Genomic DNA, 13,076 nt, shown 5'->3' with positions numbered 1-13,076 from the left:
GGCCCGACCGGGTCAGCGTTTGGGGCGCGCGGTGCTGTCCCGCAGGACGACTTCGCCCGACAGCCGGACGGTCCGCGGCCGGGTGCCGCCGGCCCCCTTGATCGCCAGGTCCATCGCCCGTTCGCCGAGCTCTTCGAGCGGCAGCCGGACGGTGGTCAGCGCCGGGGCGAGGTCGCGGACGACCGGGATGTCGTCGAAGCCGGCGACCGAAATGTCGCCCGGGACGGACAGGCCCTCCTCGCGCAACGCCGTCATCGCGCCGATCGCCATCACGTCGGTGACGGCGAAGACGCAGGTCGGCAGCTTGCGCTTGCGGCCGGCGAGCAGCCGCTTCGTCGCCTCGTAGCCGCCGTCGCGGGTGAACGCGGCCTCGACGATGTCGTCTTCGTGCAGCGTGATGCCGTGTTCGGCGAGCGCGTCGGTGAACCCGGCCAGCCGGTCGATGACGGTGCTCAGCTTCCGCGGTCCGGCCAGCACGGCGAACCGCTTGTGGCCGAGCCCGACCAGCGCCTTCGCCAGCGCCGCGGCGCCGCCCTTGTTGTCCGGCTGCACGGTGTCGATCTTGAGCCCGCGGTGGCGGCTGACCGCCGCGACCTGCCCGCCGCCGCGGCGGTAGGGCTCGAGCTCGGCGGCCATCGCGCGTTCCCACGCGCGGTCCTCGAACGCCGAACCGATCAGCAGGATCGCCGCGGCCCGCTGCGCGCGCAGCGTCGAGACGTAGGCGACTTCGCGGTCCGGGTCGCGGAAGGTGCCGGCCAGCATCACGAGCAGCCCGTTGTCGGTGGCCACCCGCATCACCCCGCCGGCGATCGCGGCGAAGTACGGGTCGCTGACGTCGTGGCAGATCACGCCGACCGTGCGGTGGGTGCCCCCGGCGAGCGCCTGCGCGTGCGCGTTGGGGGCGTAGGCCAGCTCGGCCGCGGCGGCGGAAACGCGCTCCCTCAGGTCGGCGCGGACGGACGCGGTGCCGTTGAGCACCCGCGACGCCGTCGCGAGCGAGACGTTCGCGCTGCGTGCCACGTCTTCCAGTGTCACGTGCGGCCGGGCCTTCATGGCTGGCTCCTCCAAGATCGGTCTCGAGTGTCTCGGCGTGCTCGGTCGGTGCAATCTACTGGGAGGGGGGTGGGCCGGGAGAAGCCGCTGGCCGGGGGACCTGACCCGTTCGAGTGAAATGCGCGGGAAGATCGGGGGCCGCGGGTGTGTTGAAAACAAGGAGAACCTTCAAGTGGTTTGTATGCCACTGCACTGATGACCGCGAAAGGAACCACGCATGCTGTTCGGTGACGAGCACGTCCGCCGCTACGAGGAGACCGACGGCGAGGTCGGCCACGACTGGAAGGACGGCGTCCCGGCGCTCGTGCTGACCACCAAGGGCCGCAAGACCGGGCAGGAGCGCAAGTTCGCCCTGATCTACCAGGAAGTCGACGGCAACCCGGTGATCGTGGCGTCCAAGGGCGGCGCGCCGAACCACCCCGGCTGGTACTACAACCTCCTCGAGACCCCCGAGGTCGGCGTGCAGGTCAAGGCCGACAAGTTCAAGGCCCGCGCCCGCACGGCGGAGGGCGAGGAGCGCGCGAAGCTGTGGGAAAAGCTCGCCGCCGTCTGGCCGGACTACAACGAGTACGCCAAGAAGACCGACCGCGAGATCCCGGTCGTGGTGCTCGAGCGACTGTGATCTGCGCCGCGTTCCGCGGGCGCGGGGGCCGATCCGGCCGTCCGTCGGCTACGAATGACAGCCATGGACCGCTGGACCGCCCTGGACACCGAAGGTGAGCTGCTCACCCGACGCCAGATGATCGCCTACGGCCGGCGCTTCGCCCGCGCCGGCCGGGGCGCCTGGTACAGCTTCGCGATCGAGGTCGTCTGGCAGTTCCTCGCCCAGACGACCCGCTTCCGGGTGCGGGGCTCGCAACACATCCCGAAGACCGGCGGCGTCCTGGTGGCGTCGAACCACCTGTCGTTCGCCGACCCGACGACGCTCACGGCGTTCTGCCTCGCCGCCGGCCGCGTGCCGCGGTACCTGGCGAAGGCGTCCTTGTGGAACCTGCCGGTGGTCGGGCGCGTGATGCGCTCGGGGCGGCACATCCCGGTGTACCGCGGCGCGGCGACGGCCGCCGAGGCCTACCGCGACCTGGTGTCGTCCGTGCGGGCCGGCGAGTGCGTCGCGGTCTTCCCGGAGGGCACCTTCTCGACGGACCCGGACGGCTGGCCGATGCGCGGCAAGACGGGCATCGTGCGCGCCGCGCTCGAAACCGGCGCGCCGGTGATCCCGGTGGCCAACTGGGGCACCCACCGCCTGCTGCCGTCGACGGCGTGGTTCCCGCGCGTGTTCCCCCGCAAGACCGTCGAGCTCGTGGCCGGGGCGCCGGTCGACCTGTCGGACCTGCGCGACCGCCCGCTCACCCGCGAGGTGCTGGAGGAGGCGACGGCCCGGATCATGGGCGCGGTGACGTCGCTGCTGGAGACGATCCGCGGCGAGGAGCGGCCCGTCGCCGCGTGAGGTCCGCGTCACCCCGCCCGCGCGTCTCGATGGGGGTAGTTTCGGCTCATGAGTGCACAACACTTTGATGTCGTCGTGCTGGGGGCCGGGGTGGGCGGCTACGTCGCGGCGATCCGCGCGTCCCAGCTGGGGCTGAGCGCCGCCGTGGTCGAGGAGAAGTACTGGGGTGGGGTGTGCCTGAACGTCGGGTGCATCCCGTCCAAGGCGCTGCTGCGCAACGCCGAGCTCGCGCACATCGTGACCCAGGAGGCGTCGGCGTTCGGGATCTCGTCCGACAGTCCGATCCGGGTGGACTACACGGCCGCTTACGAGCGGAGCCGGAAGGTCGCCGACGGACGCGTCAAGGGCGTGCACTTCTTGATGAAGAAGAACAAGATCACCGAGTTCGACGGGCACGGGACGTTCGTCGACGACCACACCCTCGAGGTGAACGGCTCGCAGATCACCTTCGACCACTGCATCATTGCTACGGGCGCTACCACCCGGTTGCTTCCGGGTACGTCGCGTAGTTCGCGGGTGGTCACCTACGAAGAGCAGATCCTGTCCAGTGAGCTGCCTTCGAGCATCGTGATCGCCGGTGCCGGTGCCATCGGGGTCGAGTTCGCTTACGTGCTGCGCAACTACGGGGTCGACGTCACGATCGTCGAGTTCCTCGACCGGATCGTTCCGCTGGAGGATGCCGAGGTTTCGGCAGAGCTCGCTCGGCGGTACCGCAAGCTGGGGATCAAGGTGCTCACTTCGACTCGGGTCGAGTCGATCGATGACTCCGGTTCCTCGGTGCAGGTGACCGTGTCTTCGGAGAAGGACGGGCAGCAGGTTCTCTCCGCCGACAAAGTTCTTCAGGCCATCGGGTTCCAGCCTCGCGTCGAGGGGTACGGGCTCGACAAGACCGGGGTTGCTCTTACCGATCGGGGTGCCATCGCCATCGATGGGCGGGGGCGTACCAACGTTCCGCACATCTTCGCCATCGGTGATGTGACCGCGAAGCTGATGCTGGCGCACGCTTCCGAGTCGATGGGTGTTGTCGCCGCGGAGACCATCGCCGGTGTCGAGACGATGGAGCTCGACTTTCCGATGATTCCCCGGGCTACTTACTGTCAGCCGCAGATCGCCAGTTTCGGGTGGACCGAGGCTCAGGCTCGGGAGAAGGGGTTTGACGTTCGCGTCGCCAAGTTCCCCTTCACCGCCAATGGGAAGGCTCAGGGGCTGGGGGACGCTGGTGGGTTCGTCAAGCTGATCAGTGACGCTCGGTATGGGGAGTTGATCGGGGGGCATCTCATCGGGCCTGATGTCACTGAGTTGCTTCCTGAGTTGACTTTGGCTCAGCAGTGGGATTTGACCGTTCACGAGGTTTCTCGGAACGTTCATGCTCATCCGACTTTGGGTGAGGCTGTCAAGGAAGCTGTTCACGGGCTTGCCGGGCACATGATCAATATGTGACTTTTCGTGCTTCGCCCCGATGCCTGATTGTCACTACGGCCGGCGAGCCGCGTCAAGGCGGGAAAGCGTGCCTTGACCCGGCTCGCCGGCCGTGTACTGCGGCTTCGTATCGGGGCCGGGGAGGTGTGGGCTCGTGGTTGCCCTGGCAGACCTCGATCGGCTTCGGGGTCTTCTCCTGCGCAACGATCTTCTTGTCGACGTTCGGGCCGTTGGGCGATGCCTGCCTTGGGCTTCCCGTTGACGTTCAAGTGCGCAACGAGGCTCGCGTGCATCTCTGGTACGAAGCCAAGTTCGGTGTTTCTTGCCTGCCCCGGCCGTCTGCTCGTGCGTTGGGGTTCGGGTTGCGCTTGATGGCTCGTGGCACTTCTACGCTCCGCACGGCCTCGACGATCTCTTCGGCCTGGTCGTCCGGCCCAACCCCGTGCTCGCGCCTCGGGAAGTCTTCGAACGCAAAGCCGTCCGGTGGAAGGAACGCTGGCCCGAGCTCACCGTCTTGACCTCGCCCAGCTGGTGACCGGCGATTGGAATCGTTCTCATGTTTGCCTGATCGTTCCAGCATGTGGGCGCCGGGACGTTCCCGACTTTGGTCGGTGGACCACCGGGCGGTCACTCCTTAGATTCTCCCCATTACACCCGGTTGGGTGTCATACGGCCGAGTGCCTTCAGGGAGAAATCGATGGTGAGATTCAGCCGGGTCGCCGCGCACGCGGTTCCGCTGACGGTTGGCGCCTTGCTGCTGACCACGGGGGTTTCCGTGGCTCAGCCGTCCACCGTGGACGCCGCCGCCGCGCGGACCGAGGCGGGCATCAACGCTCTGCAAAGCATCAAGAAGAGCTTGACCCCTGCCGAGCGCAAGCAATCGAGCCAGCTCGTCGTCGAGAAGCGGTTGCGGGCCGATCGGTCCCTCGCCGCGAAGCTGCCCGACTACCGCTCCGGCGTCGGGGTCAGCACCGCCGGCACCGTCTCCGTCGACATCGCCGCCAGCCGTGACCAGTCCGTCGCGGACGCCGTCAAGGCCGCCGGCGGCTCCGTCCGCTATGCCGCGGCTGGCGCCGTCCGCGCCGACCTGCCGCTGGCCGCCGTCGATGCCATCGCCGGGCGCGCCGATGTCGCCGAGGTCCGGCCCGCTTCGCAGGCGACCACCTGGCGGGAGCCGGCCAACCGGGATGCCGCCGTGCAGGCCGCTGCCGCGACCCAGGTGTCCGAAGGCGACAAGGCCCACGGTGCCGACGCCGCCCGCGCCACCTACGGTGTCAGCGGATCCGGCGTGAAGGTCTGCGTGCTCTCCGACGGCGTCGACTCGCTCGCGAAGTCGCAGAGCGCCGGCGAACTGCCCACTGTGGACGTCCTGTCCGGCCAGAAGGGCAGCGGCGACGAGGGCACCGCGATGCTGGAGATCATCCACGACCTCGCGCCGAACGCCGCCCTCGGCTTCGCCACCGCCTTCACCAGCGAGGCCGGCTTCGCCGCGAACATCCGCGCGCTGCGGACCACCGGGCACTGCACGATCATCGTCGACGACGTCGCCTACTTCGACGAGTCGCCGTTCCAGGACACGCAGGTCGCGCAGGCGGTCAACGAGGTCACCGCGGCCGGCGTCCTGTACTTCTCCTCGGCCGGCAACTCGGGCAACGCGACCGACGGCACCAGCGGCTACTACGAGGGCGACTTCCGCGCGTCCTCGTCGAAGATCAGCGGTGTCACCGGCACCCCGCACGACTTCGACCCCAGCAGCACGACGCAGAACTTCGACGCGCTGTCGGCCGGCTCGCTCGGCAAGCCCGTGACGCTGTTCTGGTCCGACCCGTGGGGCAAGTCCGCCAACGACTACGACCTGTTCATCCTGAACTCGTCGGGCAGCGTGGTGGCCTCCAGCGAGAACAGCCAGACCGGCACGCAGAACCCGTACGAGATCGCGAACGTGCCCAGCACCGGCTCCGGCTACAAGGTCGCGGTGGTCAAGTACAGCGGCGCCGACCGGTTCATCGCGCTGAACGTCATCCGCGGCCGGTTCGTGGCTTCGGGTTCGCTCAAGGCGTTCAGCACCAACGGTGTCACGAACGGCCACTCGTCGGCGGCGAACGCGTTCAGCGTGGCGGCGGCCCCGGCGGCGGGCGCGTTCAGCCGCCCGCTGGAGACGGGTGACCCGGCCAACCCGGCGGGTCCGTACCCCGGCCTGTTCAGCGCGTCGAGCAAGTGGGAGCGCTTCTCCTCCGACGGCAAGCGCCACCTGTTCTACAACGCGGACGGCACGGCGATCACGCCGGGCAACGTGTCCTCGACGGGCGGCACGACCCGCAGCAAGCCGGATATCACCGCGGCGGACGGCGTGTCGACGTCGGTGACCGGCTTCCAGCCGTTCTTCGGCACCTCGGCGGCGGCCCCGCACGCGGCGGCGATCGCGGCCCTGCTGCTGTCGGGCAAGCCGACGGCGACGCCGGCCGAGATCCGGTCGGCGCTGGTGTCCTCGGCCATCGACCTGGGCGCGCCCGGGTTCGACACGGTGACCGGCAACGGCGTGATCATGGCCGGCCCGGCCCTGGCCGCGCTGGGTGTCCAGCCGAAGTAGGTTTTTCCGCGGAAGAGGGCCCGGTGCTTTCGCCGGGCCCTCTTTATTTCTGCGCGCTGACCAGCAGGCGGAAGCCGAGCCCACCGCCGAATCCGATGTCCACCGCCGTTTCACCGCCGGTCAGCTCGATCGCCGCGACCGCCTTGACCACCGCCGCCCGGTTCCGGCGGTCGAGCATCGCGCCGACGATCCGGCCCCGCAGGCCGCTAGGGTGGCCGAGTTGCCGGGCGAGCCCGGCTCGGAAACTCTCGCGAAGTCCCATGGACGCGGTCTAGGAGGCGAAATGGCGAAGACAGCGGTGGTGACCGGAGCCGGGTCGGGGATCGGGCGGGCGGTGGCCCGCGCCCTGCTGACCGACGGCTGGTCCGTGGCCCTGGCCGGGCGGCGCGCGGCCGCTCTCGAGGAAACCGCGGCCGGCTTCGACGGCGCCCTCGTCGTGCCCACCGACGTCGCCGACGAGGACTCGGTTGTCGCCTTGTTCGCCGCGGTGCGCGAGCAGTGGGGGCGGCTCGACCTGCTGTTCAACAACGCCGGTATCGGGGCCGCCGGGACCGTCGCGGATCTGTCCGTCGAGGACTGGAAGCGGACCGTCGACGTCAACCTCACCGGGATGTTCCTCTGCGCGCAGCAGGCGGTCCGGCTCATGCGCGACCAGGACCCGCGCGGCGGGCGGATCGTCAACAACGGATCCATTTCGGCGCACGTCCCGCGCCCGGCGAGCGTCGCTTACACCGCGACGAAGCACGCCGTGACCGGGTTGACCCGCTCGATTTCCCTGGACGGCCGCGCGTGGAACGTCGCGTGCGGACAGATCGACATCGGCAACGCGGCCACGGAGATGACCGAGCGCATGGCCGCGGGCATCCCGCAGGCGGACGGCCGGGTGGTGGCGGAGCCGACGTTCGACGTCGAGCACGTCGCGGATGCCGTGCGGTACATGGCGGGGCTGCCGCTGGACGCCAATGTGCAGTTCCTCACCATCACCGCGACCACGATGCCGTTCATCGGACGCGGTTAGCACGCTCGAATTCCCGGATGTACCGGACATTCCGAAACGCACCGTTCACAATCCTCCGGCGCGGTCGCCGGATGTTCGCACCGAATTAACCGGCGAGCGGCGCGGCCGCGATTGTAAGGCGCAGCAAGGGAAACCGCAGTGCCGCTCGCGCGACGCCAGTCGATCGGGATCGGTTAGGAGGGGTTCCGATCCACCCTCGAACAGCGTGATAGCGTCCGCCCGATGCAGACGGTCGGCGGAATATCCACGTTCATCTCCGCCGAGGTGCCCCATTCAGGGCGACCCGGCACCGGCGCCGCGAACCGGACGAATACCCGGTTGTGGCGCCGGCTGGTGATCGTGCTGGGAATTCTCGCCGCGGGCTGCGCGCTCGCCTCCCCCTTCCTCCCGGTGGTGCAGGACACCGCCGAGATCACCTGGCCCGTCGGCACCGACACCCGCCCGGTGAACGCCCCGCTCACGGGCTACTGGGCGCAGGACATGCGCGCCGACCTGCCGTGCCCGACGATCCGGGCGGTCGACGCGCGCAAGCCGGGCGGCGCCACCGTGTTCTCCACCGTTCCGGGCGCGCGCACCGGTAACGGTGCCGGGATGTTCCTGCGGGTCGAGCACGGGGTGCTGACCGCGTTCAGCCGCGGCCAGCAGGTCGCCAGCCAGCCGCTGCCCGCGACCGGGTGCGACGTCCGGTTCTCCTCGTCGGCGACGCACACCACACTGACCGTCGGCGGCACGCCCGTGTACGACGCGGGCGGCGACGTGCGCCCGCGGGTCGTCGGGATCTACACCGACATCACGTCGGCGAGCGATCCGATCGCCGGGCTGCGCGTGTCGATCACCCCGGACACCCGCTACCAGTCCGCGCCGACGGCGTTGAAGACCGGGGTCGGCATCGTCGGCGTGCTCGCGCTGATCGGCTGCCTGATCGCGGTGAACCGGCTCGATCGCGGCGGCGCGCGGCGGGCGCCCCGCTGGGCGCCGGTCGGCTGGTGGAAGCTCACCAAACGAGACTTCACGGTCGTCGGGGTGCTCGGCGCCTGGGTCTTCATCGGGCCGGTGACCTCCGACGACGGCTACATCCTGACCATGGCCAGAGTGGCGTCGCAGGTCGGCTACCTGACCAACTACCACCGGTGGTTCGGGGTCGCCGAGGCGCCGTTCGGCTGGAACGACCACATCTACGAGCTGATGGCGACGGTCTCCACGGTGCCGCCGTGGATCCGGCTGCCGTCGTTCCTCATCGGCGTGATCTGCTGGCTGCTGATCAGCCGCGAGGTCATCCCGCGGCTGGGCAACCAGGTCCGCCAGAGCCCGGCGGCGAGCTGGGCCGCGGCGATGGTGTTCCTCGTCTGGTGGCTGCCGTTCAACAACGGGGTGCGCCCCGAGCCGTGGGCCGCGCTGGGCTCGCTGCTCGCGCTGTGCGCGGTCGAACGGGCGCTCGTCACGCGGCGCTTGCTGCCGCTGTGCCTCGGCCTGGTGGCCGCCGCGTTCGCCCTCGCCGCGACCCCGACCGCCCTGATCGCCGTGGCGCCCTTCCTGGTGGCCGCGCGCCCGCTGGTCCAGCTGCTGCGCGCCCGGGTGCGGGAAGCGGGCTGGGCGGCGGTCCTCGCGCCGATCGCGGCGGCCGGCGTCATCGTGCTCGTCGTCGTGTTCGCCGACCAGACGTTCGCCACCGTGGCGGAGGCGACCCGGTTGCGCGGCAGGGTCGGCCCGAGCGAACCCTGGTACAACGAGCTTTCGCGGTACCAGCTGCTGTTCTCCGACAACGCCGACGGCTCGCTGACGCGGCGGTTCCCGGTGCTGCTGCTCATCCTGTGCACCGGCACCTGCCTGGTCGTGCTGCTGCGCCGCGGCCGGATCCAGGGCGCCGCGCTCGGCCCGGCCCGGCGGTTGATCGGTACCACCGCGTTGTTCTTCCTCCTGCTGGCGCTGACACCGACCAAGTGGACGCACCACTTCGGCGCGTTCGCGGCGGTCGGTTCGGCGATGGCCGCGCTCACCGCGCTCGCCACCAGCTCGGCGGTGCTGCGGTCGAAGCGCAACCGGGCCGCGTTCACGGCCGGGCTGCTGGTGGTGGCCGCGCTCGCGGTGACCGGGCCGAACGCGTACTGGTTCGTCTCGAGCATCGGCGTGCCGTGGTTCGACAAGGCGCCGTCGCTGCACGGCTACCACCTGTCGACCCTGCTGCTGCTCGCGGCGGCGGTCGCCGCGGTGATCGCGTTCGTCGAGAACGTGCGGGCGCAGCGGCCGGGGCCGCTGCCACCGCCGACGCGGGAACGACGGCTGCGCGCGCTGAAGCTCGGTTCGATCTCGCTCGTCGTGGTGTGCGGCGTGGTCGTGGCGTTCGAGTTCGCCGGCATGGGCAAGGCGATCCAGAAGCAGTGGCACAGCTACAGCCTCGGCGCCGCGAACGTGGCGCACCTGTTCACCAGCAGCGGCAACCTTTCCGACCACGTCATGGTCGAGAAGGACCCGGCCTCGAGCGTGCTCAAGCCGGTTTCGGCGCGGACCGCGCCGGCCGGGCAGCGGCCGGTCAAGCCGGGGCTGCCGCCGGCCGACCAGGACAACGACACGACTTCCGCCGGGTTCCACACGGGGGCGAAGTCCGGCGACGACCCGCTGGACAACCCGCCGAACGGGCTGAGCACGAGCACCCTGCCGATGTGGAGCAGCTACGGCGCCGAGGAGCGGACCGGCCGCCTGCGCACGTCCTGGTACCAGCTGCCGGGCAACCGGGCGGACGCGCAGCTCGCGGTCGCGGTGGCGGCCAAGGCCGGCAAGGCGGAGAGCGTCTGGTTCGAGTTCGGCACGCGGACCTCGGCGGGGGTCGAGGTCGTCAAGTCGGACCAGGTGCACGCCCCGGGGGCGGACACCGAATCGAGCGGTGACCCGTCGAGCACCGGCAAGTGGGCCGACGAGCGGATCGGGATCGGTGACCTGCCGAAGGACGTCACGCTGGTCCGCGTGGTCGCGAAGGACGACGACGTCACCCCGGACGGCTGGGTCGCCGTGACGGCGCCGCGCATCCCGACGTTCACGACGCTGACCCAGCGGGTCGGAGCCGCACCGGTTTACCTCGACTGGCCGGCGGCCTTCGTGTACCCGCGCATGAACCCCGTGGCGTCGCACGACGGGATCTCCGAGGTACCGGCGTACCGGATCACCGCGGGTGATCTCCAGTCGGAGGCGAACTGGGCGAGCAGCGCCCACGGCGGCCCGCTCGGCTGGCTCGAGGAGGTGGCCGACCAGCCCGAAGTGCCGAGTTACCTGGAGGGGGCGCCGGGGCAGCCGTGGGGCCAGCTGATGCGCGTCCAGCCGTACGCCAACGGGCAGCCACCCCACGTCGTGCACGGCGAGGAGACCGTCTGGGGCTGGTGGTCACCGGGGCCGGGACCCATGCAGCCGAACGGGACCACGGCCACGCGCTAGCGACCTCCGAGCCCGGCGCCCCACGCGATGTCAGAGGCGGTCCAGCCAGGGGTGCTCGCCGTAAGTCTTCGCGAGGGCCTCGGCCAACCAGCGTCGCCGGGGGCCGTCCAGCACCGGGAGCACGGCGGCGAAGTCCTGTTCGTCCTTGGGCCGGGTGCCGGCGGCCTTGGCGAACAACTGCACCTCCGGCGCGAGGTACGGGACACCGTCGGGCGAGACCGTGCCGAAGAGCGCGATTTCCCGTCGTACGTCGGCATTGCGACGGGAAACCCACTCGTTCCCTTCGGACTCGTCGAGCATCACCTGGATCCGCCACGGCGCCGACGCCGATGGGCGGCACCACACATCGTCGATTCCGGGTGGCAGGACCTCGCCCGGCCGCCATGGGCGGAGCGTGCCCGGTGGGTCGGCTGCCCACCACTCCCAGGACCGCAGCGCCTCCTGCACCGCCGCCTGGTCGCGGCGGAGCAGCAGCACGTCGACGTCGGCGTGCGGCCGGAACGCGTGTCCCACCGCCAGCTCGATCGCGTGGCCGCCCGCGATCCACCACGGCGCGCGGACCCGCGAGAACAGCGCCGCCACCTCCGGCAGCGGCGCCGGGTCCCAGGTCACGAGACCCCGATCCCCGCGAGCACCGGGCCGGTGAACGGCGTCGTCGTGACGTCGTGGGCCCGTGACGACCACACCGCGTGGCCGTGGCCCGACCACAGCGGGGCCACCGGGAGGTCGCGCAGGAGCTGGTTCTCCGCCAGCCGGTACAGCTCGCCCGCCTCCTCCGGTGTGGCCGCCGCGTCGGCCAGCGAAAGGTTCTGGCGGAACACCTCGTCGGTGTAGCCGGACGCCGAAGCCAGCAGCGACAGCAGCTCGTACGGGCTCGCCGTGGTCAGGGAGACGTCCAGTGTGGACGGTCCATCCGCCGCGCCGGGGGCGGGCTGGGCCGTCACCGAGACGTCCAGGGACTTGTGCAGCCCGACCACGAGTGCGCGGGTCCACTCCTCGGTGCCGGGTCTGAAGTAGACAGTCGCGCCGCCCGGGAAGGAAGCTTGCTTCAGCAACGCCTTACCGGCCGCCGCGTCGAAGCTGCACGGGCGGCACGTGCCCGATCGCTCGCCGGGCGCGTCCGCCGGGGGCAGCAGTGCCTTGGCCGGGTCGACCTGGTGCGCGAGGGGACCCGCTTCGAGGGCCGCGCGGTCGATGCCGAGCGCGAAACCGTGGCGGACCGTCGCGTCGGCGAACCGGGGGTTCGCCACCGGGAACGCCAGGTAGCCGGCTCGCGGCAGCGCCCAGGTCGCGTGGTGGTCGTCGCCGAAGTCGGCGTGCATCGCGTCGTGCTTCTCGCCCGGGACCTCGGTCGCGAGGTCGAGCGTGCCCGCCTTGACCGCGTCGTACTGGGCCGCCGGATCGCCGACGCGCAGGTCGATCTCCTCGGTCTTGCCGGAACCGACGCGCTTGAGCGTGCCGCCCGAGCCGGGCCGCCACGGGCCGTCGAGCCGGTACGGGCCGTTGCCGACCGGCGCCTTCGCGAAGCCGGCCCAGTCGTGCGACGCGAGCACCGACGCGGGCAGCGGCACCAGGCCCGATGCCGACAGCAGCGCGGGCACCTGGCCCGACGGCCGGTCCAGGACGAGCGTGATCGTGTCCGGAGTGGACGCCGTGATCTCCCGTGCGCGCAACAACTTCGTCAGCACCGATGCCGACGCCCACTGCGAAGCGGCGATCGCGCGCCAAGTGTCTACATAGGACTCAGCGGTGACCGGGGTGCCGTCGTGGAACTTCGCCGGCCGCAGCTTGACCGTCCAGTGCACCCGGTCGGTGCTCTCGATCGACTCGGCCGCGCGTGGCGTGACCTTCCCGGTCGCCGCGTCGTAGTCGGCCAGCGGCGTCCACAGCGCGCCGGTCACCAGCCGGCCAGCCTGGTCGGTGACGTCGGCGGGCAGGAGCGTCGCGGGCTCCCGGAGGCCGGCGGACAGGACACCGGGCCGGTCCGGATCGGAGCCGGAACAGCCCGTGACGGCGAGGGCCACGACGGCGAGCAGGGCGAACAGGCGCATGGGCCAGTCCTACCAGTCAGGAGGCAACCAAAGGTGGTTGTGTCCGGTTGATCTCCGTCGTACCGTTCGCTG

General features: G+C 70.7%; 11 protein-coding genes. 7 read left to right on the top strand and 4 right to left on the bottom strand.

The genetic code is table 11. The annotated features are described in order from the left end of the window. Nucleotides 1–12: 12 nt before the first annotated feature. Nucleotides 13–1,053, bottom strand: a complete 1,041-nt coding sequence (locus ACIRSS_RS46710; protein WP_400907905.1) for a LacI family DNA-binding transcriptional regulator — start codon at nucleotides 1,051–1,053, stop codon at nucleotides 13–15. A gap of 217 nt (nucleotides 1,054–1,270) precedes the next feature. Between ACIRSS_RS46710 and ACIRSS_RS46705 the strand changes: the two genes are divergently transcribed. The 5 genes from ACIRSS_RS46705 (at nucleotide 1,271) to ACIRSS_RS46685 (ending at nucleotide 6,509) form a co-directional block, all read left to right on the top strand. Further along, nucleotides 1,271–1,675, top strand: coding sequence for a nitroreductase family deazaflavin-dependent oxidoreductase (locus ACIRSS_RS46705; protein WP_400907903.1), 405 nt, complete (start codon nucleotides 1,271–1,273; stop codon nucleotides 1,673–1,675). Between the two features lie 63 nt (nucleotides 1,676–1,738). Then, nucleotides 1,739–2,500 carry a lysophospholipid acyltransferase family protein gene (locus ACIRSS_RS46700; protein ID WP_400907900.1) on the top strand — a complete coding sequence of 254 codons (762 nt, stop codon included), beginning with the start codon at nucleotides 1,739–1,741 and terminating at the stop codon, nucleotides 2,498–2,500. Nucleotides 2,501–2,548: 48 nt separating this feature from the next. Further along, on the top strand, nucleotides 2,549–3,940 hold the full coding sequence (gene lpdA, locus ACIRSS_RS46695) for a dihydrolipoyl dehydrogenase (RefSeq protein WP_400907897.1): 1,392 nt from the start codon (nucleotides 2,549–2,551) through the stop codon (nucleotides 3,938–3,940). A gap of 301 nt (nucleotides 3,941–4,241) precedes the next feature. Then, nucleotides 4,242–4,454 carry a nucleotidyltransferase family protein gene (locus ACIRSS_RS46690; RefSeq protein WP_400907894.1) on the top strand — a complete coding sequence of 71 codons (213 nt, stop codon included), beginning with the start codon at nucleotides 4,242–4,244 and terminating at the stop codon, nucleotides 4,452–4,454. Nucleotides 4,455–4,616: 162 nt separating this feature from the next. Next, entirely contained in the window at nucleotides 4,617–6,509 is a 1,893-nt protein-coding gene (locus ACIRSS_RS46685; protein ID WP_400907892.1) for a S8 family serine peptidase, read from the top strand. Nucleotides 6,510–6,552: 43 nt separating this feature from the next. Here ACIRSS_RS46685 and ACIRSS_RS46680 read toward each other — a convergent pair whose 3' ends face one another. Continuing rightward, a complete protein-coding gene (locus ACIRSS_RS46680) occupies nucleotides 6,553–6,771 on the bottom strand; it encodes a hypothetical protein (protein ID WP_400907889.1) in 219 nt (72 codons plus the stop codon). A gap of 21 nt (nucleotides 6,772–6,792) precedes the next feature. Here ACIRSS_RS46680 and ACIRSS_RS46675 point away from each other — a divergent pair, with 21 nt between their 5' ends. Further along, complete coding sequence (locus tag ACIRSS_RS46675) at nucleotides 6,793–7,527, top strand: SDR family oxidoreductase (RefSeq protein WP_400907886.1); 735 nt, start codon at nucleotides 6,793–6,795, stop codon at nucleotides 7,525–7,527. 222 nt (nucleotides 7,528–7,749) lie between these two features. After that, nucleotides 7,750–10,953: an arabinosyltransferase domain-containing protein gene (locus ACIRSS_RS46670; RefSeq protein WP_400907884.1), complete on the top strand. Its 3,204-nt coding sequence runs from the start codon at nucleotides 7,750–7,752 to the stop codon at nucleotides 10,951–10,953. Nucleotides 10,954–10,983: 30 nt separating this feature from the next. Here ACIRSS_RS46670 and ACIRSS_RS46665 read toward each other — a convergent pair whose 3' ends face one another. Then, nucleotides 10,984–11,565, bottom strand: a complete 582-nt coding sequence (locus tag ACIRSS_RS46665) for a nucleotidyltransferase domain-containing protein (RefSeq protein ID WP_400907882.1) — start codon at nucleotides 11,563–11,565, stop codon at nucleotides 10,984–10,986. Further along, nucleotides 11,562–13,004 (bottom strand): ABC transporter substrate-binding protein, encoded by a 1,443-nt coding sequence (locus tag ACIRSS_RS46660; protein WP_400907879.1) that lies wholly within the window; start codon nucleotides 13,002–13,004, stop codon nucleotides 11,562–11,564. Before ACIRSS_RS46660 ends, ACIRSS_RS46665 begins: the two co-directional genes overlap by 4 nt. Nucleotides 13,005–13,076 lie beyond the last annotated feature (72 nt).

This window comes from Amycolatopsis sp. NPDC101161 (assembly GCF_044768185.1).
In the GTDB taxonomy this organism is placed as follows: Bacteria; Actinomycetota; Actinomycetes; order Mycobacteriales; family Pseudonocardiaceae; genus Amycolatopsis.
The sequence above is the reverse complement of the archived record's forward strand: the minus strand, read 5'-3'. Positions and strand labels throughout refer to the sequence as shown.